This window comes from Hominisplanchenecus murintestinalis (assembly GCF_943193015.1).
Taxonomy (GTDB): domain Bacteria; phylum Bacillota; class Clostridia; order Lachnospirales; family Lachnospiraceae; genus Hominisplanchenecus_A; species Hominisplanchenecus_A murintestinalis.
This window is the reverse complement of the sequence record NZ_CALPCM010000023.1, coordinates 1-25,095: the sequence shown is the minus strand read 5'-3', so window position 1 is coordinate 25,095 and position 25,095 is coordinate 1. Positions and strand designations below refer to the sequence as shown.

Here is a 25,095-nt window from a genome sequence, read left to right as displayed (position 1 = left end):
TATAATAGATAAAAGTGGCGGGAAACCGCCACTTTTGCTGTGTGTATCTAAAGCGCTGTATTTTTGAAAAGCACTGAGGAGGCACATGTTTTTCCTATACTTTTGGGAAATGTACTTGTGATGTCTGGGGTTAGATGATAGAATTGAAGCAAGGATTGGAGGGACTTTATAATGTATGAATTGATACAGCTCAGCGATAAGTGTTACTACATAAATTGTCCGGCGAAGATAGGGGTTTATCTGGCGGAAGAAAACAATGTTTATCTGATTGACAGTGGGAATGATAAGGATGCCGGCAGGAAGGTGCGGCAGATTCTGGATAAAAATAGCTGGCAGTTAAAAGGGATTCTAAATACCCATTCCAACGCGGATCATATCGGCGGCAATCGCTATCTGCAGGGACAGACCAGGTGTAAGGTTTATTCCGGCGGTATCGAAGCGGCGTTTACGGAATACCCTATTCTGGAACCGGCGTTTCTGTACGGAGGATATCCCTGTAAGGATTTGAGGCACAAATTTCTTCTGGCTCAGGGGAGTGCGGTAACAGATTTTTCGGACGAAGAATTTCCTAAAGAACTTGAGATTCTTCATCTGCCAGGACATTTTTTTGATATGGTGGGATTTCGGACGCCGGATGGAACGGTGTTTCTGGCAGACTGTATAAGCAGTAAAGCAACATTAGACAAATATGCGGTTTCGTTTATTTATGATGTAGGCGCATATCTGGATACACTGGACAAGGTGGAAAAAATGGATGCGTCTGTGTTTGTTCCTGCCCATGCAGAAGTGACAGAGGATATCAAACCGCTTGTTCTCTACAATAGAGAAAAGGTACTGGAGATTGCAGGGCGTCTTTTAAATATCTGTAAAGAGCCTGTAAACTATGAAAAAATCCTTCAGAAAATTTTTCAGGAGTATGGCCTTGTGATGAATTTTGAGCAGTATGTGCTGGTGGGCAGTACCATCCGTTCTTATCTTTCCTGGCTAAAAGACGGCGGGAGGCTGGATACGGTGTTTGAAGATAATTTTCTACTCTGGAAAGCAGTGTAAACGGGCAGTCTTTTGAGTGATCTATGACATAGGGTGGAATTTCATATGAAAAAGAAGATGGAGATATGTATTAAACGAGCCGGGGGCCTTATCCGTTGGGTTGTTCTGGCTGGGGGAGTCGGGCTGGCGGCAGGGCTGCTGGTTGGATTGTTTGGGCGCTGCGTTGCGGAAGCGACGGCATTTCGGGCCAGTAACCCGTGGATGCTGTATTTTCTTCCGGCAGCGGGACTGGCGATTGTAGCCCTGTATCGGCTGGATTCATATAAAGCGGGAACTGATTGCCTGCTGGAAGGCATTCAGACGAAGGCAGTGATACCTCTGCGCATGGCGCCGCTGGTTCTTATATCAACAGTTCTGACCCATGCATTCGGCGGTTCGGCAGGAAGAGCAGGAGCAGTCCTGCAGATTGGAGGCAGCCTCGGCAATGCGTTTGGGAAATGGCTGAAACTTGACGGATATGACCATAAAATCATGCTTATGTGTGGAATGAGCGCGGGGTTTTCAGCGCTTTTCGGAGTACCTCTGACGGCAACGGTGTTTTCAATGGAAGTTGCAAGCGTGGGAGTGATGCAGTATGCGGCGCTGGTGCCCTGTGCCGTGGCAGCGCTTGCAGCAAAATCCATAGCGGGATTTGTGGGCGCCCGTGCTGAAAGTTTTTCGATTTCTGCCACAGCAGTTTTGGACTGGAAAAATTTCCTGTTGGTAGTGGTACTGGCAGTGTTGTGCGCGCTTGTCAGTATTTTATTCTGTACGGTAATACAGGGAACCGGACGTTTATTCAAAAAATATATTCCGAATGAATGGCTGCGAATTCTTGCAGGAGCCGTGCTTATCATATTGATGGCAAAGCTGCTGGATACGGCAGATTATCTGGGCGCAGGTATGGGAGTCATAGAGCTTGCGGTTGCGGGAAAAGTGGCGGCGGCAGCATTTATTTTGAAGATTATATTTACCGCAGTAACGCTGGGGAGCGGTTTCCGCGGCGGTGAAATTGCCCCGGCATTGTTTGTGGGAGCGACGTTCGGCTGTCTTTTTGGCCAGATTACCGGTTTCCCGGCATCGCTCGCGGCTGCATGCGGAATGGCGGCCGTGTTTTGCGGCGTGACAAATTGCCCGATTGCTTCACTTTTTTTGTGCGTTGAGTTTTTCGGAGCAGACCATATGCCTTTTTTTCTGCTGGCGGCAGGTATCAGTTATCTGGAATCGGGAAATTATGGACTGTATCGCAGTCAGAAGATTTTGTATTCTAAAACGAAGTTACAAGATATTGTGGAATGCTTGTCAAGAAAAACCTCTTGACAAAAGATTTCAGTGTGAGTATAATAGCTAAAGTGTGAATAGGAGAGAGCTTATGCTGATTGACTTAACCAATATTGCAAATAGCGAGGAAAAGATAATACATGCAGAAGTACCTTATAAGCCTGAAGTGTTTTCATCGGCTTTAGGGGAATTTCCTATCATGGGCAAGACGCCGGTTTCGCTGGAGATCAGGAATAAAGGGAACCGGAAATTGCAGATTGCAGGGAAGATGTCATTCGAGGCGGTCATCCCATGCAGCCGCTGTCTTGAAGATGTATCGGTGCGGATTGATATGGATTTTGAAAAATCCGTGGATATGAAACTAAGTGCATCTGAAAAGATAGAGGAGCTGGACGAACAGAACTTCATAGATGGATATAATCTGGATGTGGATAAGCTTGTCTATGGCGAAATTTTAATAAATTGGCCAACAAAAGTCCTGTGTAAAGCGGATTGCAAAGGAATCTGCAGCACATGCGGCGTTAATTTAAATCTACAGACCTGCGACTGTGATATCACAGATTTAGATCCAAGAATGGCACAAATCCGTGATATCTTTAGCAAATTTAAGGAGGTGTAAACCATGTCAATCTGTCCAAAGAATAAAACTTCCAAAGGAAGAAGAGACAAGAGAAGAGCAAACTGGAAAATGACTGCTCCGAACTTGGTGAAATGCAGCAAGTGCGGCGAACTGATGATGTCCCACAGAGTCTGCAAAAACTGCGGAACATACAACAAAAAAGAAATCGTTTCTGTTGATTAATTCAGGACATGGGACCTTTCGGGAAATCCGAAAGGTTTTTTCTTGTGTTTTCTACTAGGATTTTGAGGCAGTAAGTGGTATAATCAGAATGCAGCTTAATTACCGTAACCAAAGACATCAGGGAGGGATTCATATGAATTTAGTAATTACAGTCAGCCGCCGCTTTGGAACGGGCGCGAGTATTGTTGCCCGGGAATTATCCGGCAAACTGGGAATACCCGTATATGATAAAGCATTTATCGAGGAACGTCTTCATGAGCATTCTTATGAGACGGAAGCAGATGCTATCCGTATGCTGGCAAAAAAGCCTTGTATCATCCTGGGGCGCTGCGCTTCGGAAATCCTCAAGGAGCAGAGGAATGCATTTAATATATACGTGTGCGCCGATAAGGAGGATAGAATTCACCGGATTATGGATTTGGAGTCCATTCCGTTTGAAGAAGCCAGAGAAAAAGTAGAGCAGACAGACAGAGCCAGGGCGGATTATTACCACGAGCATACAGGTAAAACGTGGGGTGACGTGAATAATTACCATATGATTCTGGATACTTCGCGTCTTGGCGTTGAGAATTGTGCGGATATCCTGATGCGCTATTTTGAAAAAAAAGAGTACATATAAAACGGAGCCTCTGCTTTGGCAGAGGCTTTTTTCAGGCAAAGGCATATTGAAAAAACATGTTGACCTTTAGTTTGATGTTTAGTATATTATCTATAGCAAACAGGAGGAAGGATTATGCAGGATTTAGTGAAGGTGGTTGTAGACGCTATGGGTGGGGACAACGCACCGGAAGAAATCGTAAAGGGCGCCGTGGAGGCAGTGAACCGGCAGGAGGATATCTTTGTTTATCTCACCGGAAGAAAAGCTGACATAGAAGGAGAATTACGGAAATACACTTTTCCGAAGGAACGTGTGGAAATTGTACATGCGGAGGAAGTTATCGAGACAGCAGAGCCGCCCGTAATGGCAATCAGAAAGAAAAAAGATTCATCGATTGTAGTCGGCATGAATATGGTAAAGCGTGGAGAGGCGGATGCTTTTGTCTCTTCCGGGAGCAGCGGTGCGATTCTTGTTGGCGGACAGTTAATTGTCGGCCGGATCAAGGGAATAGAAAGACCCCCGCTGGCGCCGTTAATTCCTACGAAAGACGGAGTTGCGCTTCTGATTGACTGTGGGGCGAATGTGGATGCAAGGCCGTCTCATCTGGTGCAGTTTGCAAAGATGGGTTCCGTCTATATGGAACATGTTGTAGGCGTGAAAAATCCCCGTGTCGGTATCGTGAACATTGGCGCTGAGGAGGAGAAAGGGAACGCACTTGTAAAAGAAACATTCCCGCTGCTGAAAGAATGCGGGGATATTAACTTTATCGGGAGTGTGGAAGCACGCGATATCCCGGCAGGCGTCTGTGATGTAATCGTGTGCGAGGCCTTTGTGGGAAATGTAATCCTGAAGCTGTATGAAGGCGTGGGAGCCACGCTCATCCATAAAGTGAAAGAAGGCATGCTGGGCAGCCTCAGATCTAAAATAGGGGCATTGCTTGTGAAGCCGGCATTAAAAGAAACTCTGAAAAGCTTCGACGCCAGTCAGTACGGCGGCGCGCCGTTATTGGGGCTGAACGGCCTGGTAGTAAAATCCCACGGCAGTTCCAAAGCACTGGAAATCAAGAATTCTATCGTCCAGTGCGTGCAGTTTAAACAGCAGAAGATTAATGAAAAAATCAAAGAAAAAATGTAATCAAGAAGTGAGAGAGGAAGGACATTATGGAATTTGAGAAATTACAGAAAATTATTGCAGAAGTATTGAATGTGGATGCGGATGAGATTACTATGGACACAACTTTTGTCGACGACCTTGGGGCAGATTCCCTGGATGTATTTCAGATTATTATGGGAATTGAAGAGGAATTCGACATTGAGATTCCGAATGAAGAGGCAGAAAAGATTGTTTCTGTCGGTGATGCCGTAGAACAGATAAAGGGACTGGCTTAAAAGGAGTTATGTAAAGTCGAAAGGGTGCTGCGGCGCAGCACCCTTTCCATATATTTGTGCCATGAAGGATTACAAAGCAGCAGGCGGAAAAATTTGGAAGTCAGCTTTATCCGGCACGATGGCGCAGAAAATGCGCCGGAAAGGGAAAAATATGCTGTACATGAAAGAATTGAGAGAACTGGAAAAAAAGACAGGCTATACGTTTCAGGATTTTTCGCTGTTCCGTCAGGCGTTAACACACAGCTCTTATGCGAATGAACATAAACAGGAGCACTTTCGCGATAATGAGAGACTGGAGTTTTTAGGGGACGCCGTGCTTGAGATTATCAGCAGTGAATTCCTGTTTTTTCAATATCCGGGGATGCCGGAGGGCGATTTGACAAAATTTCGGGCGAGTATCGTGTGCGAGCCGACGCTGGCATTGTGTACCAAAGAGCTGGAACTCGGAAAGTACCTTTTGCTCGGAAAAGGCGAGGAGCGTACTGGGGGACGGTTTCGGGATTCGATTGTATCGGATGCTATGGAAGCTTTGATCGGGGCAATTTATCTGGATGGTGGTTTTGCTAGTGCAAAAGAGTTTGTGCACAGGTTTATCCTGACAGACATTGAGCATAAGAAGCTCTTTTATGATAGCAAGACTATTTTGCAGGAAATTGTACAGAGCGATTATAAAGGAGAGGAAGTTATTTATTGTCTGACAGGAGAGACCGGCCCGGATCATGATAAGCAGTTCCAGGTGGATGTACAGCTTGGCAGCCAGGTATGGGGCAGGGGAATAGGAAGGACAAAAAAGGCGGCAGAGCAGGAGGCAGCTTATCAGGCAATTATGAAGCTGAAAGGAAAGTCGGAAGATGTATCTAAAAAAGATTGAAGTGCAGGGGTTTAAATCCTTTGCAAATAAAATTGTTTTCCAGTTCCACAATGGAATTACAGGAATCGTAGGACCGAACGGAAGCGGTAAGAGTAATGTAGCAGACGCCGTCCGCTGGGTACTTGGCGAGCAGAGTGCAAAGCAGCTCCGTGGCGCCAGCATGCAGGATGTGATTTTTGCCGGGACGGAAAACAGGAAACCTTTGGGATACGCTTATGTGGCCATTACACTGGACAACTCTGATAAAAAGCTTCCTGTAGAGTACGAAGAAGTGACGGTTGCGCGGCGAGTATACCGTTCCGGTGAGAGTGAGTATCTTTTAAACGGGACTTCATGCCGCCTGAAAGATGTCAATGAACTGTTTTATGATACGGGTATCGGAAAAGAGGGGTATTCCATTATCGGGCAGGGGCAGATTGATAAAATCCTGAGTGGAAAACCGGAAGACAGGAGAGAGTTGTTTGATGAGGCGGTAGGGATTGTCAAATTTAAGCGCAGAAAGCATACCGCGCAGAAGAAGCTGGAGGATGAACGGCAGAATCTTCTTCGTGTAAATGATATTTTAAGTGAATTGACAAAGCAGTTAGAACCGATGGAACGCCAGGCAGAGACAGCGAAAATTTACCTTAAGAAAAAGGAAGAGCTGAAAATTTATGATGTGAATATGTTCCTTATGGAAATGGAACGTATTCGCAGTGAGTTGAAAGAAACAGACGGAAAACTGGCAATTTCTGAGCATGATATGGAAGATACCCGAAAGGCATACGGGGAAGCGAAGCTGGAATATGAAAAGCTGGAAGCAGAGTTGGAGACACTGGACGGGCATATCAGCGAAGAGAAGGATAAAGCTGCAAAAAATCAGCTTTTGAAACAGCAGATGGAAGGGCAGGTAAATGTCCTGCGGGAACAGATTAAAGCAGCAGGACTGAATAATGAGCATCTGCAGAACCGTATCCGGGCAATTGACAGGGATATGGACACAAAGCAGCAGCAGCAGCAATCTGAAACAGCAGTTCTGAAAAAGTTAAAAGAAGAACTTCGGGAAGCAGAGGAAGCGGAAGCGGATTCCCGGCTGGAAGCTGATGCTATTCTTGCAAGCCTTTCTCATCTGGAAACGGAAATTGAGAAAGGAAAAAATGCGATTATTTCCCTGCTAAACCAGAGGGCGTCTACGAAAGGGGAACTGCAGCGTTATGGTACAATGCTGGAGCAGATTCAGATTCGGAAGGCGGAAGTGAACCAAAAGCTTCTTTATCTGAAAAGCCAGGAGTCAGAACAGACAGATTCACTGGATGGACAGAGACAGAACTATGAAATGGTTACGGCAGAAATCGAGAAATTGTTGGAAGAAAGCAGACAGTATGAAGAGAAAGCAGACGCTGTCCAGAAAGAGCTGATTGCCCAAAATAAAAAAGTAGAGACGGGACAAACGGCGTACCATAGAGAGGCTTCCAGGCTGGAGACGCTGAAAAATATCACGGAGAGGTATGAGGGCTATGGGAACAGCATACGGAAGGTGATGAGCCGGAAAGCGGAGGAAAAAGGGCTGCTTGGGGTAGTGGCAGATATTATTAAAGTAGAAAAGTCCTACGAAACGGCAATTGAAACAGCTCTCGGAGGCAGTATTCAGAATATTGTCACAGAGGATGAAGATACAGCGAAGCGTATGATTGAGTTTTTGAAACGCAATAAATTCGGACGCGCAACATTCCTGCCTCTGACCAGCATTGGAAATAAGAATTTTTTTAATCAGGAAAAGGCGCTGCATGAACCGGGAGTTATCGGCCTGGCAAGCAGTCTGGTACAGGCAGACAGGAAGTATGAAGGGCTTGTAAAATATCTTTTGGGGCGTACGGTGGTAGCGGATAACATTGAGCATGCTATTAAATTGAATCGAAAATATCAGTATAGTCTGCGCATTGTTACGCTGGAAGGGGAATCTTTAAGCCCCGGAGGTTCGATGACCGGAGGAGCATTTAAAAATACCAGTAATCTGCTGGGGCGTCGCCGTGAAATGGAAGAGCTGGAGGTAAGCGTAGCTCTTTTGAAAAAGGATTTGGAGTCCATACGGGAGGAGATTGATGAAAACCGCCGCATCCGGAGCGATTACAGAGCCAGGATTGTCCGGCTAAATGAGAAGCTTCAGCAGCAATATCTCATTCAGAATACGGTAAAAATGGAAATTTCCCAGATGGAAGCAAAGCAGAGTGAAATACAGAATGATTTCTCGCGGCTGCGCGCAGAATCTTTAGAGATTGAAGAACAGGCGGCACAGATTCGGGAAGCGCAGGCAAAGATTGAGCAGGAGATGGAGATCTCAGTGGAGAATGAAAAGGGGTTGGAAGAGGAGATTCGTAAGCTCCAGCAGCAGCAGGAAACTGAGAGAAAAGAGCAGGAGAGCCAGAACGCGCATTCTGAAAGTATCCATTTAAAGCTTCAGGAAGTCCGTCAGAACGGAGCATTTATTCGCCAGAACCTGGAACGTATTGGCAGTGAGTTGACCGTTCTTTTAGAAGAAAAGTCCCAGGTAGAGGCGGGTATAAACGTCAGTGCCAGGGATATTGAGGAAAAAAACAGAGACATTGAAGAAATACAGCAGAAAATAACAGATGCCGGTACAGAAGAAGCTGCGTGCGCAGAGAGGCAGGAGAGCTTTATGTCCCGCAGGGAGCAGCTAAATACCAGACATAAATCATTTTTTACCCGACGGGAGGAGCTCTCAGAAAAAATCCGTCTCCTGGATAAAGAAAATTTCCGCCTGACAGCGCAGAAAGAAAAACTGGAAGAAGCAAAAGATTCACAGGCGAACTATATGTGGGAGGAATACGGGCTGGGAATTGGCACTGCGGCGGAACTTCGGAATGAAGCATACTCGGATTTGGCGCAGCTCAAAAAAGATATCCAGACGCTGAAAAATGAAATTAAAGCATTAGGCAACGTAAATGTAAATGCCATTGAAGACTATAAAGAGCTGTCTGAAAGGCATAGCTTTCTGAGTGAACAGCACGAAGATCTTGTGCAGTCAGAAAATGCGCTTCTGGGAATTATCGACGAACTGGACGCAGGAATGCGTATTCAGTTTAAAGAGAGGTTTGCCCTGATTCAGATGGAGTTTGACAAAGCATTTAAACAGCTGTTTGGCGGCGGGAAGGGCAGCCTGGAACTGGTGGAAGATGAGGATATCCTGGAAGCTGGAATCCGCGTCGTCTCCCAGCCACCGGGAAAGAAACTGCAGAATATGATGCAGATGTCGGGCGGTGAAAAAGCGCTGACGGCAATTGCGCTGCTTTTTGCGATACAGAACCTGAAACCGTCGCCGTTCTGCCTGCTGGATGAGATTGAGGCGGCGCTTGACGAGTCGAATGTGGCGCGTTATGCGAACTACCTGAAAAAGTTGACAAAGAATACACAGTTTATTATTATTACACATAGGCGGGGTACGATGGCGGCCTCAGACCGTCTTTACGGAATCACAATGCAGGAAAAGGGCATATCAGCTCTTGTATCTGTCAATCTGCTGGAAGATGAACTTGATGACTGACGGCAGGAAAGGAACATTCAGGAACAGGGCATCCGGCTGGCTTCTTAATTCAGGCGGTGCACAAAGACAGGAGGCGGGGTATGGAAGAGAAAAAAGGTTTTTTTAGGCGTCTGGTAGCAGGTCTGACTAAGACGAGAGATAATATCGTGTCAGGAATTGACAGTATTTTCAGCGGGTTTTCCAGTATAGACGAGGATTTTTATGAAGAAATCGAAGAAATCCTGGTGATGGGGGATTTGGGAATCAATGCAACCACTGCGATTATTGAGGATTTAAAGCGGAAAGTTAAGGAAGAAAAGATTAAAGAGCCATCAGAGTGCAAGCAGCTTTTGATTGACAGCATCAAACAGCAGATGGATGTGGGGGAAACGGCTTATGAGTTCGAAAACCGGAAATCCGTCGTGCTGGTTATCGGCGTAAACGGTGTAGGAAAAACGACCAGCGTAGGAAAGCTGGCCGGGAAGCTGAAAGACCAGGGAAAGAAAGTTGTACTGGCGGCGGCAGACACCTTCCGCGCGGCGGCCGGGGAACAGCTGACCGAGTGGGCGAACCGCGCCAGGGTGGATATCATTTCCGCCCAGGAAGGCTCAGACCCGGCTTCTGTTGTATATGATGCAGTGCAGGCCGCAAAAGCGCGCCAGGCGGACGTGCTTCTGTGCGATACGGCGGGCAGGCTGCACAATAAGAAAAACCTGATGGCGGAGCTGGGAAAGATTAACCGGGTGATTGAGCGGGAGTACCCGGAGGCATTTCGGGAGACGCTGGTCGTTCTGGACGGCACTACCGGGCAGAATGCACTGGCGCAGGCAAAGGAGTTCAGCGAAGTAGCGGATATTACAGGAATTATTCTAACAAAGCTGGATGGCACGGCGAAAGGCGGGATTGCCGTAGCAATCCATTCAGAGCTGGGGATTCCCGTGAAATACATTGGCGTAGGAGAGAGCATTGACGATCTGCAGAAGTTTGACGCGGATCAGTTTGTAGACGCACTTTTTAACATAGCTGACTGAGAAAAAGGATGGGGGGGCAGAAGAATGCTTACATTAGAGAAATTCGAAGAAGCATCAGAAATTGTAAAACAGGTAACACAGGAAACTAAGCTGATATACAGCAAATACTTTAGCGAGCAGACAGGAAACAAAGTATATTTGAAGCCGGAAAATATGCAGCTTACCGGGGCATACAAGGTTCGAGGAGCATATTATAAAATCAGTACCCTTTCAGCAGAAGAGCGCGCAAAAGGACTGATTACCGCATCGGCAGGAAATCATGCCCAGGGAGTCGCATATGCGGCTCAGGTGTATGGGGTAAAAGCGGTAATCGTAATGCCGACCACTACGCCTCTGATTAAGGTGGAACGCACGAAAGGCTACGGCGCGGAGGTAGTGCTGTACGGAAATGTTTATGACGAGGCATGTGCGTATGCGTATGAGCTGGCTGAAAAGGAGGGATATACCTTTATTCATCCTTTTGATGACCCGGCTGTGGCAACCGGACAGGGAACGATTGCTATGGAGATTGTAAAGGAGCTGCCGCTGGTAGACTATATTCTGGCTCCGGTGGGCGGCGGCGGACTGGCGACAGGAGTATCCACGCTGGCGAAGCTGCTGAATCCCAATATCAGGGTTATCGGTGTAGAACCGGCGGGAGCGAATTGTCTGCAGACTTCTATAAGAGAAGGAAAAGTAACTACTTTAGAGCAGATCAATACGATAGCAGACGGTACTGCCGTGAAGACGCCGGGAGAAAGGATTTTTCCATATCTCCAGGAAAACCTGGATGATATCATTACAGTAGAAGATGACGAGCTGATTGTGGCATTTCTTGATATGGTCGAAAATCATAAGATGATTGTAGAAAATTCAGGGCTTTTAACGGTGGCTGCACTGAAGCATATGGATGTCAGCGGAAAAAAAATCGTTTCTATCCTGAGCGGTGGGAATATGGATGTGATTACCATGTCCTCTGTAGTTCAACTTGGCCTGATTCAGCGGGATCGTATTTTTACGGTGTCTGTGCTGCTGCCTGACCGCCCGGGCGAGCTGGTGCGTGTTGCTTCAGTGGTAGCAAACGAACAGGGGAATATTATTAAACTTGACCACAACCAGTTTGTGAGTACAAACAGGAACGCAGCCGTAGAACTGAAAATCACCCTGGAAGCATTTGGTACAGAGCACAAAAAACGCATCGTAGACGCACTGATGAAAAACGGATATGCGCCGAGGCTCATTCGTGCGAACCTGTAACAAAATCTTGTCAAGAAAAAATACTTGACAAGAATCCTTCTTTCGTATATTATAGCAAAGGTGAGTCGTAATGGAAAAAATTGTAGAGCAGACACTTCTGTTTGATTTTTACGGAGAACTTTTGACAGAACACCAGAAAATCATTTATGAAGACGTTGTTTTCGGTGATTTATCATTTACGGAGGCGGCAGAAGCGAGAAGCATCAGCCGGCAAGGCGTCCATGATATGATAAAGCGGTGTAATAAGATATTGGCCGAGTATGAGGACAAGCTGCATCTGGTGGAGAAGTTTCAGGTGATAAAGGGAAAAGTGGAAGACATACGTATGTCCGCAGATGACCCGGAGCGAATTAAGCAGATTTCAGACGAGATATTAGAGGAGTTGTAGGCGATGGCATTTGAGAGTTTATCAGATAAATTGCAGAATGTATTTAAGAGCCTGCGAAGCAAAGGCCGCCTGACGGAAGCCGATGTAAAGACGGCGCTCAGGGAGGTTAAGCTGGCTCTTCTCGAAGCGGATGTAAGTTTCAAGGTAGTCAGGCAGTTTATCAAATCGGTACAGGAGCGGGCGGTAGGCCAGGATGTGATGAATGGGCTGAATCCCGGTCAGATGGTCATCAAAATTGTAAATGAAGAGCTGGTTTCCCTGATGGGTTCCGAGACGACGGAGATTGCGCTCCGTCCCGGCAGTGAAATTACTGTTATTATGATGGCAGGGCTTCAGGGTGCAGGTAAGACCACTACGACTGCAAAGATTGCAGGGAAGTTAAAGTCTAAAGGCAGAAAGCCGCTTTTGGCAGCCTGCGATGTTTACCGTCCGGCAGCAATAAAGCAGCTTCAGATAAATGGCGAGAAGCAGGGTGTGGAAGTATTTTCCATGGGAGATAAGCAGAACCCTGTAGATATTGCGAAAGGCGCAGTTGAATATGCGAAAAGTCATGGTTTCAATGTAGTTATTCTGGATACGGCGGGACGTCTCCATGTAGATGAAGATATGATGCAGGAGCTGCAGAATATCAAGACAGCCCTGGATGTGGATCAGACGCTTTTGGTGGTAGACGCCATGACAGGACAGGATGCCGTGAATGTATCCGATATGTTCAACCAGAAAATAGGGATTGATGGAGTAATCCTGACGAAACTGGACGGCGATACCAGAGGCGGTGCGGCGCTTTCTATTAAAGCGACCTGCGGAAAACCGATTTTGTTTGTGGGTATGGGTGAAAAGCTTTCAGATTTGGAGCAGTTCTATCCAGACCGCATGGCTTCCAGAATCTTAGGTATGGGCGATGTAATGAGCCTGATTGAGAAAGCCCAGGCGAACATCGACGAAGAAAAAGCCAGGGATATGGAGCAGAAGCTTAAGAAAGCCCAGTTTGGTTTTGACGATTATCTGGAAAGTATGAGCCAGGTAAAGAAGATGGGAGGTATATCCAGCATCCTGAGCATGATGCCGGGGATGGGGAACAAGATGCCGGATATTGAGTCAGCCATAGACGAGAAAAAAATGGGACGCATCGAAGCTATTATTTTATCCATGACGCCGCAGGAGCGTTCGAATCCGGATGTCCTGAACCCGTCCCGTAAGAAGCGGATTGCAAAAGGCGCAGGCGTGGATATCAGTGAAGTGAACAGACTGGTAAAACAGTTCGAACAGATGCGCAAGATGATGAAACAGCTCCCGGGCATGATGGGAGGTAAAGGTGGGAAAAGAGGTAAGTTCAGGCTTCCTTTTTGACATAAAATGAAATATATAAATAAGAGCCAAGGAGGTGAAAGAAAATGGCAGTAAAGATTAGATTGAGAAGAATGGGACAGAAAAAAGCTCCTTTCTATAGAATCGTTGTAGCTGATTCCAGATCCCCGAGAGACGGAAAGTGTATCGAAGAAATCGGCACTTACAATCCAAATACGGATCCAAGCGAGTTTAAAGTAAATGAGGAATTAGCAAAAAAATGGCTTGCAAACGGGGCACAGCCGACAGAGGTGGTAAGCAAGCTTTTCAAATTAGCCGGAATTGAGAAATAGGACGAAAGGTGAGCGTAATGAAAGAATTAGTTGAAGTAATTGCAAAAGCTCTCGTTGACAGTCCTGATGAAGTTGTGGTGACAGAAAAGGATACCGGAAAGGCTATCGTGCTTGAATTGAAAGTTGCAGCCTCAGATATGGGAAAGGTGATTGGCAAGCAGGGCAGGATAGCGAAAGCAATTCGATCCGTTATCAAAGCCGCAGCGTCAAAGGAAGATAAGAAGATTATTGTAGACATTTTACAATAATTGAAAGAAGTATGTAATTTAGAAAAAAATCTCGTGCATAACGGGATTTTTTTTGTTATAATGTAAAAAGGAGGTGTAACAAAAATGGGGAAGAGGAAAAAAATGACAATTTTTCTGCTGGCAGTGCTGTGTATCTTGGCGATAACGCCTATGACAGCAGACGCTGCAAAGCTGAAAAAAGTAAATGTGGACAAGTATTTGAAAAAGGGACGGAATTACACGATTCTTGCATACAATCCCACCAATAAATGGGTAAAGGTGAGAAAGAAAAAATCCGTACACTCCAGCAGATGGAACCTGATGCTGAATTACGGAGGAACGCTTACAGTGGACAGGAGTAAGCTGAAAAAGGGCGTAAAAACTTCTTGGATTCCGGTATTTATGTATGAGGGAAGAAAACGGACTACCGGATATATCCAGGCTACGCAAGTAAAGCTGGCAGTTGTATATAATAAGAAATATTCAGGGAACAGGATTATTGATACGGCGATTAAGACAGGTTTTCGATATTTGGGGACTCCGTTTGTGATGCCGGGGGCGTCGCTTGACCATGGAATCGACTGCGCGCAGTTTGTGGCGGCAGTATACCGGGCGGCAGGAAGAAATCTGGTATCTTGGGCGCATACAGATAACCTTCAGGCAGCGTGTTATGAAATTTTTTATCAGCGGGCGCAGAGAACCCTGTCTAAAAGCCAGATGAACAGGCTGAAGCCCGGGGATTTGCTGTTTTATCTAAAGAATGATACCAGCGGACCTATCGACCATGTGGGAATTTATATAGGGAATGGATTTATGATTAATTCTTCCGGGCATTACGGAATGGTTTATCCGAATGGCGGCGTCTGCCTCAAACGGGTACAGTATGGAAACCGCAAGATCGTGCGCGCGATGCGCATCCGGGGATTTTAGGGAACAGGAGTACGACATATGGAAGAGTATCTGCAGGTTGGTGTGATTACAAACACTCATGGCATCCGCGGGGAGGTGAAAGTCTTCCCAACGACGGATGATGCTGCAAGGTTTAAAAAGTTGAAACAGGTTTTGATGGACACCGGAAACGGTTATCAGGAAATGGAAATTGAGCATGTAAAGTTTTTCAAGCAGTTTGTTATCTTGAAATTCAAAGGATATGACAGCATCAATGAAATTGAGCGTTACAAACAGAAAAGCCTTCTGGTAGACAGGGCGCATGCAGTGAAGCTGAAAAAGAATGAGTATTTTATTGCGGATTTGATAGGGCTTTCAGTGTATACAGAAGACGGCGGACATTTAGGTCTGCTGAAAGATGTACTGCAGACAGGAGCAAATGATGTATATGTAGTAGAGATGGAGGACAAAAAGGAAGTCTTGATTCCTGCAATACGAGAATGTATCCTTGAGGTAAATATGGAGGAGAGGAACATGCAGGTTCATCTTTTAAAAGGGCTTCTTTGAACAGAAAATTATGAATTTTTATGTTTTGACATTGTTTCCGGAAATGATTCAGCAGGGGCTTGGTACCAGCATTACCGGCCGGGCTCTGGAGAAAGGGACGATTTCTCTAGAAGCGGTAAATATTCGGGATTACGCTGAAAATAAGCACCACAAAGTAGATGATTACCCATATGGGGGCGGTGCGGGTATGGTGATGCAGGCAGCGCCTGTGTACGGGGCTTATGAGGCAGTAAAAGAGAACATGGCATCTCCTCCCAGAGTTGTTTATCTTACTCCTCAGGGACAGGTGTTCCATCAGAAGATGGCTGAGGAACTGGCGAGGGAGGAGAATTTGGTGTTCCTGTGCGGACACTATGAAGGAATTGACGAGCGTGTGCTGGAGGAGATTGTTACAGATTATGTTTCTATTGGGGATTATGTGCTGACAGGAGGCGAGCTTCCTGCGATGGTCATGATTGACGCTATTTCCCGGATGGTTCCCGGCGTGCTAAGCAATGAGGAGTCCGCGCGCACAGAGTCATTCAGTGACAATCTTCTGGAACATCCTCAATACAGCCGTCCGGAAGTATGGAGGGGAAAGAATGTGCCTCAGGTGCTCTTGTCAGGGCACCATGCAAATATAGAGAGATGGAGGCGGGAACAGTCCCTTCTCCGGACGGCTGTCCGGAGACCGGATTTGTTGGAAACAGCGGTATTGAGTGAAAAAGATAAAAAGTATCTACATGAAATGTGGAGGAAGGATTAGGAGGAAAACATGCAGAAAAAGTGCAGAGGGCTGATAGCAGTCCTTTTCCTACTGTTCGGAATATGCTTTTCAATGGATGCTGCGGCGGCATATCCGCCCATATCGGATGCAAGACCTCTGAAAGCATACGGATGGCAATCGAAAAAATACACGGTCTATACAGATGAAACATTAGCAGAGCAAATGTGCGTCTTGTCTTACGGAGAGTGTGAGGTTGTGGCAGTTAGCAAAAATGCGGCGCAGATTCGGTATAAGGAAGACAACACCATGAAAAAGGGCTGGATTCCTTTGACGAAGCTGGTATATAATCCGGAGTATGCGCATCAGGTGTCTTATGCAAATGCAGATTTGACGCTGTACAGGCGTCCTACAGTGAAAGCGCCGTACATAATGATTCCCCAGTTCTCAGGCGGTGTGACAGTTAGTGAGCGCGGCGGTTGGACGGAGGTTCTTTTCCGTTCCGGTTCGGCATATTATCTGGGATGGATAAAAACGAGCACTCATCAAAGCATGGTAAGGCTTTCTATGGAGACGACTACCCAGCCTCTGGCAAATGGTATTTACACGATTTCTCCAAGAAATGCTGTGACAAAGGCATTGACCTGTGAGACGGGAGGCAGCAAGTTTAAGCTTGCTGCAAACAGGAAAGCAGGCACGCAGAGATTTCGCCTGCGTTATGTAGCGGACGGCTATTATCTGGTTACTCCTTTAAAAGAGAAAGGAAACCTGACAGATGCAGGGGGGCGGCTGAAGGCAAGGGAAGACGGCTGTCTGTGGAAGCTGTCGCGGAGCGGCGGATGTTTCTATATCCAGTCAAAGGACAGCAGAAGAGGACTGCGCTATGCGTCAGGAAGGGTTTCAGCAGCGGCTTTCCGAAAAGATAAGGCACAGCAGTGGAAATTTGTAAAGATTTCCAGGAAACCGACAAAGGAGAGCAGTATCGTGTTCTCACAATATGATCCGAAATGGGGCGGTTCTACTTATTATGCGGGGCCCACCAGGCGTACCATTTCTACGTCGGGCTGCGGGGTTGTGGCATTGACAAACGCAGTGTACGCATTAAATGGGGAATTTATTAATCCTGCAAAGATAGCGAGATTTTCAGTATCTCGGGGGCATTACTTCTATAATCAGGGCACAGCAGACACCTTGTATCCGGATTTTGCAAAAAAATACGGAAAGATGTATCATTTTAAGCACAATGGGAAAACCTATTCCCTTAGTAAAGTAAAACAACATCTGCTCAAAGGAAGAGTAGCAGTTGCACTGGTTCCCGGACACTATATTGCAATTGTAGGATACCGCAGCTCAGATGGATGTTTTCTGGTACTGGATTCTGCAATCTACGGTAAACGGCCGACAACGATTTACGGAGACTGGGTATCTGCTGCCACCCTGGGGCAAGGGACACTCCGGTGCGAGTATTTCCATATTTTGTCGAGACAGTGAAAAGTTCCTTGCATTTTTCGGAAAGTCATGGTAAAATAAACAGCGTTGTGAGAAGGAGATGGTCCTCTGTTACAGAAAGCTGTATTAAGAACATCCGAAAATATAAGGAGGAACACAATGAACGAAATTATCAGAAACATTGAAGCTGCTCAGATGAAAGCAGAAGTACCGCAGTTCCGTGTAGGTGATACGGTAAAGGTATATGCAAAGATTAAAGAGGGAAACCGTGAGCGTGTACAGATTTTTGAAGGAACTGTACTGAAAAAGCAGGGCGGAAGCAGCGTCAGGGCAACCTTTACAGTAAGGAAAAATTCAAACGGTATTGGCGTAGAAAAAACCTGGCCGATTCACTCTCCGAATGTAGAGAAAGTGGAAGTTGTCAGAAGAGGTAAGGTAAGACGTGCAAAACTGACTTATCTGAGAGGACGCGTTGGTAAGAGAGCCAAGGTTAAAGAATTAGTAAAATAAAAATGGACCAGGGACAAGTACTTTCGCAGTAGTTGTCCCTGTTTTCTACTAAGGTGGTATTTTGAGGTAGAAGATATGCGCAGAGTACGGAGAAGGCGGCAACGCAAGGAAATAGAGAAAAAGAGTGCAATCAAAGCAGTACTGGGATGGATTTTCCAGATTTTTGTCGTAGTTCTGATTGCTTATGTGGTTGTGTTTTTCTTTGGGCAGACCAGAACAAATGTGGGACAGTCCATGAATCCCACGCTGGCCGGTGGTGATACGGTTCTTTTGAATGAACTTTCGTATAAATTAAAAAGTCCCGCAAGAGGCGATGTGATAGCCTTTAAGGTAAATGGCAGCAATAGTTCTTATATCCGGCGGGTGATCGGGCTTCCGGGAGAAACGGTGCAGATAAAAGATGGAGCCATCTATATCAACGATGAAAAGTATGAGGAAGACGAAAGTATTATGCCCATAAGGAATGCAGGGATAGCAGAAAAAAAGATTACATTGAATTCTTCTGAATATTTTGTTTTGAGTGATAATCGGGACAGCAGCGAGGACAGCCGTTTTGTAGATGTGGGGAATGTGAGTTTATCAGACATTGAAGGGAAAGTCTGGTGTGTTATATCTCCCATGTCGCATTTTGGATTAGTGGATTAGTATACGGAAAGGATTTTACAGAATGAATTATCAATGGTATCCCGGACATATGACAAAAGCAAAACGCATGATGCAGGAGGACATCAAGCTAATTGATCTGGTGATTGAGCTGGTGGATGCCAGGGTGCCTTTATCCAGCAGAAATCCTGATATTGATGAGCTGGGAAAAAATAAGGCGCGGCTGATTCTGCTGAATAAAGCAGACTTAGCCTCTGATGAATGCAATGCGCTATGGATGGTTTATTTTAAAACAAAAGGATATTTTACGGTCAAAGTCAATTCTAGAAATGGCTCGGGAATCAAAGCTGTAGAAGGCGCAATACAGGAAGCGTGCAAAGAAAAGATAGAACGGGACAGGCGCAGGGGGATAAAAAACCGTCCTGTGCGGGCGATGGTTGTAGGTATACCAAATGTGGGAAAATCTACGTTCATCAATACTTTTGCCGGGAAAGCCTGTGCGAAAACAGGTAATAAGCCCGGCGTTACAAAAGGAAAGCAGTGGATTCGCCTGAATAAAAATACGGAGCTGCTGGATACACCGGGAATCTTATGGCCGAAATTTGAGGATCAGACAGTAGGACTGCATCTTGCAATGATAGGCTCCATCAGGGACGAGATTTTGAATGTGGATGAATTAGCCCTGGAACTAATAAAATTTTTGAAGGAACATTATCAAGGATGCCTGGAAGAGAGATATGGCTGCAGCGAATCGGGAGATGTCGTTTCTGTCTTGGGCGAGATTGCAGAGAGCAGAGCCGGACGTTTAAAGGGGAATGAACTGGACTACACCAAAGCTGCTGCAATCTTAATAGATGATTTCCGGAGCGGGCGGCTTGGAAAAATTACGCTCGAATTTCCGTAACAGTTTTGCTTAGAGTTAAGTATTAAAAGAATTTGGGGAAAATGAGTATAAATAATAAAGTAAAAGAAAGGATGGACTATGGGTACAGGGGAGAAAGAAGAAAAAACAGGAGAGCGGACGGCAAAGAATATGGTGAAAGAAGTATTGAGCATGGCGTTATATATTGCCGTTGTATTGTGTATTACCTTTTTGGTAGTGAGATATGTAGGACAGAGGACACAGGTGGACGGCCATTCCATGGAAAATACGCTCTTTGACGGGGATAATTTAATTGTAGATAAGATCTCCTACCGTTTTACAGATCCTAAACGGTTCGATATTATTGTGTTTCCTTATCATTATAAAGAGGATACATACTATATAAAAAGAATTATCGGGCTTCCGGGAGAAACTGTCCAGATTCGGGACGGGGAAATTTATATTGACGGGGCAATTCTGGAAGAAGATTATGGAAAAGAAACGATGCTGACCAGCGGACGGGCAGCAGATCAGATACAGTTAGGCGAAGACGAATATTTTGTTTTAGGCGATAACAGGAACCACAGCGAGGATAGCCGTTTTGATGATGTGGGAAATATTGAGCGTTCGGAAATTATCGGACGGGCATTTATACGAATCTGGCCGTTTGAACGCTTTGGCCTGTTGAAACATCAATAAGGAGATACATGGAAAAAAAGATTTCGGAAATTAAACACGAATTTGCATCAGCCGGAACAGAAGAGCTTTGGGGACTGTTCGCACTTTATGCGGAAGATTCCAGGGCCGGGGTTTCCGGCTTGATTAAACAATACAAAAAAAAGCTGGAAAAACTGGAAAAAGAGAAAGAACGTCTCTGGAAGATGAAGGAATATGAGCGTCAGTACAGATATATGGGGTATGTGTGCGGAATTGACGAAGCGGGCCGCGGACCGCTGGCCGGTCCGGTAGTGGCAGGAGCAGTAATCCTGCCGGGAGACTGTGAGATTCTGTGGCTTAATGATTCCAAGCAGCTCAGCGAAAAAAAGAGAGAAGTACTTTATGACGAAATTATGGAAAAAGCGGTTGCAGCAGAAGTGGGTATCGTGGAATCGGGGAAAATTGATGAGATAAATATCCTCCAGGCTACCTATGAAGCGATGCGTCAGGCAGTGAACAAGCTGTCCGTCCGTCCGCAGGTTCTGCTGAATGATGCAGTAACAATTCCGGGGCTGGATATCCGGCAAATTCCTATTATAAAGGGAGATGCAAAAAGTCTTTCCATAGCGGCTGCCAGTGTAATTGCGAAAGTCACCAGGGACAGGCTGATGAAAAAATATGATGAATCTATGCCGGAATATGGATTTGCATCCCATAAAGGTTACGGTTCTGCCGCTCACATTGAAGCGATTAAAAAATATGGTCCTTCTCCTATCCATAGACAATCCTTTATTTCAAATTTTTTATAACAGGAAAAGGACGATTGTATGAACAGAAGAAAAGTCGGGGCAGAATATGAACGCTATGCGGCGCACTTTCTGGAAAAGCAGGGATATCAGATTATAGAATACAATTACTGCTGCAGGCTGGGAGAAATCGATATCGTTGCCAGGGATGGGAGATACCTGGTGTTTGTAGAAGTGAAATACCGTTCTGATAGTACCCAAGGCTATGCGCTGGAGGCAGTGGACGCCCGGAAACAGACGGTTATCCGTAAAGTGGCCCAGTATTATCTTCTGGCGCGCCATTTGCCGCCGGAAACGCCCTGCAGATTTGACGCAGTGGGAATTACGGGAAAGGATACCGTGCTGGTGAAGGATGGATTCTAGGAAACCGGCGTAAAGCAAAAAGAGCGGTAAATAGCTGGAGGGAAAACATGGAGCTGAAAAGAAAAGGAAAACAGGAAGTCATTCAGATACGAAATGCGGGAACCGTTCCGTTCCTGGCATACCCAATGCTGGACGCGCCGGGAGTGGCGGTTCATGGATTTTCTACTCGTTTGGGCGGCGTGAGCCGGGAGCATTTATCCAGTATGAACCTGGGATTCGGAAGAGGGGACGCAGAGGAACATGTATACGAAAATTTCAGGAGAATTGGCGAATCTATCGGTGTTTCATCAGAGGATATGGTGCTTTCCCAGCAAACACATACCACAAACGTACAGGTTGTAAAAGAGGCAGACCGGGGCAGGGGGATCACAAAGCCTCTGGGATGGACGGATGTGGATGGACTGGTCACAGATGTACCGGGGCTGGTGTTGGTGACTTTTTATGCGGACTGTGTGCCTTTGTTTTTCCTTGATCCGGTAAAACATGCTGTGGGTTTGTCACATTCGGGCTGGAGAGGAACCGTAGGGAAAATAGGAAAAGTGACTGTTGAGACAATGGTTCGGGAGTATGGGAGCCGTCCGGAGGATATCCTGGCGGCAGTAGGGCCGTCTATCTGCCAGGACTGCTATGAGGTAAGTGCGGATGTGATAGAAGCATTTCAGAAGCAGTATAGGAAAAAACAGTGGGATTCTTTGTTTTATAAAAAAGAAAATGGAAAATACCAGTTGAATCTTTGGCGTGCGAATGAGCTGGTATTTCTGGAATCCGGTATTTTGCCGGAACATATCAGTGTTACGGATGTATGTACCTGCTGTAACCCGGAAATCCTGTATTCCCACAGGGCATCAAAAGGGATGCGGGGGAATCTGGCTGCATTTCTGGGATTGCGGAAAAACGGCTGAGAAAGGCCGGCGTGACGACGCCAGCCTTTTTGTTATACATTTTGATTGTATTTTTGCAGAAGTTTGTGTATCTTTGCGGTAGTATCCTGTACCTGCCCGATGGAGATATCGTGATTCAGCGAATCAATGATACTGGCGAGGTACTTTGTCATGTCGGCCTCCTGGTAATAAGGACGCTCCAGCAGTTCCGGGCGGCGGTAGTGGAGATTGGTGGTTACTACTTTGGTAATATAGCCTTTTTCATAATATTCATCAAATTTCTCCATGCCATCTGTAAACAGGCCAAAGGTTGTACATACAAAAACGCGTTTTGCTTTGCGGTCTTTAAGCTGTTTTGCTACATCCAGCATACTTTCCCCAGAGGAAATCATATCGTCAATGATAATCACATCTTTGCCCTCTACGGATGAACCCAGGAACTCATGCGCTACGATGGGGTTTTTACCGTTTACAATCGTAGAGTAGTCCCTGCGTTTATAAAACATACCCATGTCCACGCCAAGAATATTGGCAAAATATACGGCGCGTCCCATAGCTCCCTCATCAGGGCTTATCATCATCAAATGGTCATTGTCTATCCTGAAATCCGGTACTGAGTCAATCAGCGCTTTCAGGAACTGATACGTGGGCATGAACGAATCGAAGCCCTGGATAGGAATTGCATTCTGTACCCGGGGATCGTGGGCGTCAAAGGTGATGATGTTGGAGACCCCCATTTCCACCAGTTCCTGAAGAGCAAGCGCACAGTCTAAAGATTCCCTTTTGCTCCGCTTATGCTGGCGTCCTTCATACATGAAGGGCATGATGACATTGATGCGGTGTGCTTTTCCGTTTGCAGCGGAAATAATACGCTTTAAATCCTGATAGTGGTTGTCCGGAGACATATGGTTAAGATGTCCGCTCACTGTGTAGGTTAAACTGTAATTGCATACGTCCACAAGGATAAATAAATCACAGCCCCGGACAGAATCCCGGATAACGCCTTTTGCCTCGCCGCTTCCAAAACGGGGACAGGAGCAGTCCAGGAGATAATTATCTTCTAAATATCCCTTAAAAGCAATATCCTGAATATCGTGAGTCGGGGTTTTGTGGCGGTACTCCAGAAGATGTCGATGTACCTGCATGGCAAAGGGAAGGCTGCTCTCCAACGCAGCGATTTTTAAAGGTGCAACGGGAATTGCCTTATATAAGGACTCTAAGTTTGGCATATTAACCTCCAAAATAATATATGTTTCGACAAGATTTTTCAAATCTAGTTATATCATTTTGATAAAGGAGAGTCAAGATGTTATTGCGTTACTGCTGCGTGAAGAGTAACATTAAGATTTCATTGCAATTTTGCGGGTGATTTAGTATGATAGGTGAGAATAGGAGGTTGGACAGATATGAGTAAACCGATTGTGGCCATTGTAGGAAGGCCGAATGTAGGAAAGTCCACGCTGTTTAACGCGCTGGCTGGGGAAAATATCTCCATTGTAAAAGATACGCCCGGGGTTACCAGGGACCGCATTTATGCGGATGTGGAATGGCTGAATATGACTTTTACGCTGATTGATACCGGGGGGATTGAGCCGGACACCAGCGATGTGATTCTGGCGCAGATGCGGGAGCAGGCGCAGATAGCCATAGATACTGCAGATGTGATTATTTTCATGACGGATGTCAGGCAGGGCCTGGTAGATTCTGATTCAAAAGTGGCAGATATGCTGCGGCGCTCCGGGAAGCCGGTCGTACTGGTGGTAAATAAAGTAGACAGCTTTGTGAAGATGATGGCTGACGTATATGAATTTTATAACCTTGGCATCGGCGACCCGGTTCCGGTATCGGCAAATGCGAAACTTGGTATCGGTGATATGCTGGACATCGTAACAGAGCATTTCAATCAGGAAGAGTTTGAGGAAGAAGAGGATGACAGGCCGAAGATTGCGATAGTAGGAAAGCCAAATGTGGGCAAATCTTCTATAATAAACAAGCTGATTGGGGAACAACGGGTGATTGTATCTGATATAGCAGGAACCACCAGGGACGCCATTGATACGGATATTGTGTGGGATGGCAAAGAGTATGTGTTTATCGATACGGCAGGTCTGAGACGTAAAAGCAAGATTAAGGAAGAACTGGAACGTTACAGTATTATCCGCACGGTGACGGCAGTGGACAGAGCAGACGTGGTAGTCGTAGTAATAGATGCTACGGAAGGTGTAACAGAGCAGGACGCCAAGATTGCAGGCATTGCTCATGAGAGAGGAAAAGGAATTATCGTTGCGGTAAATAAATGGGATGCTGTTGAAAAGGACGATAAGGCGATTTACAGATATACAGAGAAAATCCGGATGACGCTTTCTTTCATACCGTATGCCGAAATTATGTTTATTTCGGCAGAAACAGGAAAAAGGCTGCCAAAGTTGTTTGAAAAAATCGATATGGTGCTGGCGAACCAGGCCATGCGGGTTCAGACAGGCGTGCTGAACGAAATCCTGACGGAAGCCGTGGCTTTGCAGCAGCCGCCTTCCGATAAGGGAAAACGGCTGAAGCTTTATTATATTACCCAGGTATCCGTAAAGCCTCCGACTTTTGTGATTTTTGTCAATGACAAGCAGTTGACACATTTTTCTTATACCAGATATCTGGAAAATAAGCTTCGGGACACCTTTGGGTTCCAGGGCACGCCCCTGCGATTTATTTATAGGGAAAGAACTATAAATGAGCAAATTTAAAAAATTGCACAATAAGCCTATGCCACTAAAGCTTTAACCTGCTCAAAGCCAATGTGC

Annotated in this window: 28 protein-coding genes; 27 read left to right on the top strand and 1 reads right to left on the bottom strand. The window is 45.9% G+C overall.

Features of this window, described 5'->3' with window-relative positions; all coding sequences use genetic code 11:
• The first annotated feature begins 171 nt into the window (after positions 1 to 171).
• The 26 genes from NFR99_RS09310 (at position 172) to pgeF (ending at position 22,321) form a co-directional block, all read left to right on the top strand.
• Positions 172 to 1,050: an MBL fold metallo-hydrolase gene (locus NFR99_RS09310; protein ID WP_120482216.1), complete on the top strand. Its 879-nt coding sequence runs from the start codon at positions 172 to 174 to the stop codon at positions 1,048 to 1,050.
• Positions 1,051 to 1,095: 45 nt separating this feature from the next.
• Positions 1,096 to 2,349 carry a chloride channel protein gene (locus NFR99_RS09305; protein ID WP_120482214.1) on the top strand — a complete coding sequence of 418 codons (1,254 nt, stop codon included), beginning with the start codon at positions 1,096 to 1,098 and terminating at the stop codon, positions 2,347 to 2,349.
• A 52-nt stretch (positions 2,350 to 2,401) separates the two neighbouring features.
• Complete coding sequence (locus tag NFR99_RS09300; protein ID WP_120482212.1) at positions 2,402 to 2,929, top strand: YceD family protein; 528 nt, start codon at positions 2,402 to 2,404, stop codon at positions 2,927 to 2,929.
• Positions 2,930 to 2,932: 3 nt separating this feature from the next.
• On the top strand, positions 2,933 to 3,112 hold the full coding sequence (gene rpmF / locus NFR99_RS09295; protein WP_120482210.1) for a 50S ribosomal protein L32: 180 nt from the start codon (positions 2,933 to 2,935) through the stop codon (positions 3,110 to 3,112).
• Between the two features lie 133 nt (positions 3,113 to 3,245).
• The gene (locus NFR99_RS09290) at positions 3,246 to 3,731 is read left to right on the top strand and encodes a cytidylate kinase-like family protein (RefSeq protein WP_120482208.1); all 486 of its coding nucleotides are present in this window, start codon (positions 3,246 to 3,248) and stop codon (positions 3,729 to 3,731) included.
• Between the two features lie 114 nt (positions 3,732 to 3,845).
• Positions 3,846 to 4,844: a phosphate acyltransferase PlsX gene (plsX, locus tag NFR99_RS09285; RefSeq protein WP_120482206.1), complete on the top strand. Its 999-nt coding sequence runs from the start codon at positions 3,846 to 3,848 to the stop codon at positions 4,842 to 4,844.
• Between the two features lie 26 nt (positions 4,845 to 4,870).
• The gene (acpP, locus tag NFR99_RS09280) at positions 4,871 to 5,098 is read left to right on the top strand and encodes an acyl carrier protein (RefSeq protein ID WP_120482204.1); all 228 of its coding nucleotides are present in this window, start codon (positions 4,871 to 4,873) and stop codon (positions 5,096 to 5,098) included.
• 160 nt (positions 5,099 to 5,258) lie between these two features.
• Positions 5,259 to 5,969, top strand: a complete 711-nt coding sequence (gene rnc, locus NFR99_RS09275; RefSeq protein ID WP_120482257.1) for a ribonuclease III — start codon at positions 5,259 to 5,261, stop codon at positions 5,967 to 5,969.
• Positions 5,950 to 9,510: a chromosome segregation protein SMC gene (gene smc, locus NFR99_RS09270; RefSeq protein WP_251353473.1), complete on the top strand. Its 3,561-nt coding sequence runs from the start codon at positions 5,950 to 5,952 to the stop codon at positions 9,508 to 9,510. The genes rnc and smc overlap by 20 nt, the downstream gene beginning before the upstream one ends.
• An 80-nt stretch (positions 9,511 to 9,590) precedes the next feature.
• Positions 9,591 to 10,520 carry a signal recognition particle-docking protein FtsY gene (ftsY, locus tag NFR99_RS09265; RefSeq protein WP_120482200.1) on the top strand — a complete coding sequence of 310 codons (930 nt, stop codon included), beginning with the start codon at positions 9,591 to 9,593 and terminating at the stop codon, positions 10,518 to 10,520.
• A 24-nt stretch (positions 10,521 to 10,544) separates the two neighbouring features.
• Complete coding sequence (gene ilvA, locus NFR99_RS09260; protein WP_120482198.1) at positions 10,545 to 11,756, top strand: threonine ammonia-lyase; 1,212 nt, start codon at positions 10,545 to 10,547, stop codon at positions 11,754 to 11,756.
• Positions 11,757 to 11,826: 70 nt separating this feature from the next.
• A complete protein-coding gene (gene ylxM, locus NFR99_RS09255) occupies positions 11,827 to 12,144 on the top strand; it encodes a YlxM family DNA-binding protein (RefSeq protein WP_120482196.1) in 318 nt (105 codons plus the stop codon).
• A gap of 3 nt (positions 12,145 to 12,147) precedes the next feature.
• A complete protein-coding gene (gene ffh / locus NFR99_RS09250) occupies positions 12,148 to 13,494 on the top strand; it encodes a signal recognition particle protein (RefSeq protein ID WP_135974719.1) in 1,347 nt (448 codons plus the stop codon).
• A 44-nt stretch (positions 13,495 to 13,538) separates the two neighbouring features.
• Entirely contained in the window at positions 13,539 to 13,784 is a 246-nt protein-coding gene (rpsP, locus tag NFR99_RS09245; RefSeq protein WP_120482192.1) for a 30S ribosomal protein S16, read from the top strand.
• Positions 13,785 to 13,801: 17 nt separating this feature from the next.
• On the top strand, positions 13,802 to 14,032 hold the full coding sequence (locus NFR99_RS09240; protein WP_120482190.1) for a KH domain-containing protein: 231 nt from the start codon (positions 13,802 to 13,804) through the stop codon (positions 14,030 to 14,032).
• A gap of 84 nt (positions 14,033 to 14,116) precedes the next feature.
• Positions 14,117 to 14,941, top strand: coding sequence for a C40 family peptidase (locus tag NFR99_RS09235; RefSeq protein WP_251353472.1), 825 nt, complete (start codon positions 14,117 to 14,119; stop codon positions 14,939 to 14,941).
• Between the two features lie 18 nt (positions 14,942 to 14,959).
• Entirely contained in the window at positions 14,960 to 15,466 is a 507-nt protein-coding gene (rimM, locus tag NFR99_RS09230) for a ribosome maturation factor RimM (protein WP_120482186.1), read from the top strand.
• Positions 15,467 to 15,476: 10 nt separating this feature from the next.
• A complete protein-coding gene (gene trmD / locus NFR99_RS09225) occupies positions 15,477 to 16,211 on the top strand; it encodes a tRNA (guanosine(37)-N1)-methyltransferase TrmD (RefSeq protein WP_120482184.1) in 735 nt (244 codons plus the stop codon).
• A 9-nt stretch (positions 16,212 to 16,220) separates the two neighbouring features.
• Complete coding sequence (locus NFR99_RS09220) at positions 16,221 to 17,660, top strand: C39 family peptidase (protein WP_120482182.1); 1,440 nt, start codon at positions 16,221 to 16,223, stop codon at positions 17,658 to 17,660.
• A 117-nt stretch (positions 17,661 to 17,777) separates the two neighbouring features.
• Complete coding sequence (gene rplS / locus NFR99_RS09215) at positions 17,778 to 18,128, top strand: 50S ribosomal protein L19 (protein WP_120482180.1); 351 nt, start codon at positions 17,778 to 17,780, stop codon at positions 18,126 to 18,128.
• A 75-nt stretch (positions 18,129 to 18,203) separates the two neighbouring features.
• A complete protein-coding gene (lepB, locus tag NFR99_RS09210; protein WP_120482178.1) occupies positions 18,204 to 18,773 on the top strand; it encodes a signal peptidase I in 570 nt (189 codons plus the stop codon).
• 22 nt (positions 18,774 to 18,795) lie between these two features.
• Positions 18,796 to 19,635, top strand: a complete 840-nt coding sequence (gene ylqF / locus NFR99_RS09205; RefSeq protein WP_251353471.1) for a ribosome biogenesis GTPase YlqF — start codon at positions 18,796 to 18,798, stop codon at positions 19,633 to 19,635.
• A gap of 78 nt (positions 19,636 to 19,713) precedes the next feature.
• Positions 19,714 to 20,292: a signal peptidase I gene (gene lepB, locus NFR99_RS09200; RefSeq protein ID WP_120482174.1), complete on the top strand. Its 579-nt coding sequence runs from the start codon at positions 19,714 to 19,716 to the stop codon at positions 20,290 to 20,292.
• 8 nt (positions 20,293 to 20,300) lie between these two features.
• Positions 20,301 to 21,059: a ribonuclease HII gene (locus NFR99_RS09195; RefSeq protein ID WP_251353470.1), complete on the top strand. Its 759-nt coding sequence runs from the start codon at positions 20,301 to 20,303 to the stop codon at positions 21,057 to 21,059.
• 18 nt (positions 21,060 to 21,077) lie between these two features.
• On the top strand, positions 21,078 to 21,419 hold the full coding sequence (locus tag NFR99_RS09190; protein WP_135974729.1) for a YraN family protein: 342 nt from the start codon (positions 21,078 to 21,080) through the stop codon (positions 21,417 to 21,419).
• 47 nt (positions 21,420 to 21,466) lie between these two features.
• Positions 21,467 to 22,321 (top strand): peptidoglycan editing factor PgeF, encoded by an 855-nt coding sequence (pgeF, locus tag NFR99_RS09185; RefSeq protein ID WP_251353469.1) that lies wholly within the window; start codon positions 21,467 to 21,469, stop codon positions 22,319 to 22,321.
• A gap of 32 nt (positions 22,322 to 22,353) precedes the next feature.
• On the opposite strand, the gene NFR99_RS09180 is transcribed toward pgeF, so the two are convergent.
• Complete coding sequence (locus NFR99_RS09180; protein ID WP_120482166.1) at positions 22,354 to 23,529, bottom strand: ribose-phosphate pyrophosphokinase; 1,176 nt, start codon at positions 23,527 to 23,529, stop codon at positions 22,354 to 22,356.
• Positions 23,530 to 23,706: 177 nt separating this feature from the next.
• On the opposite strand from NFR99_RS09180, the gene der reads away from it, so the two are divergent.
• Complete coding sequence (gene der / locus NFR99_RS09175) at positions 23,707 to 25,038, top strand: ribosome biogenesis GTPase Der (RefSeq protein ID WP_251353468.1); 1,332 nt, start codon at positions 23,707 to 23,709, stop codon at positions 25,036 to 25,038.
• Positions 25,039 to 25,095: the final 57 nt, after the last annotated feature.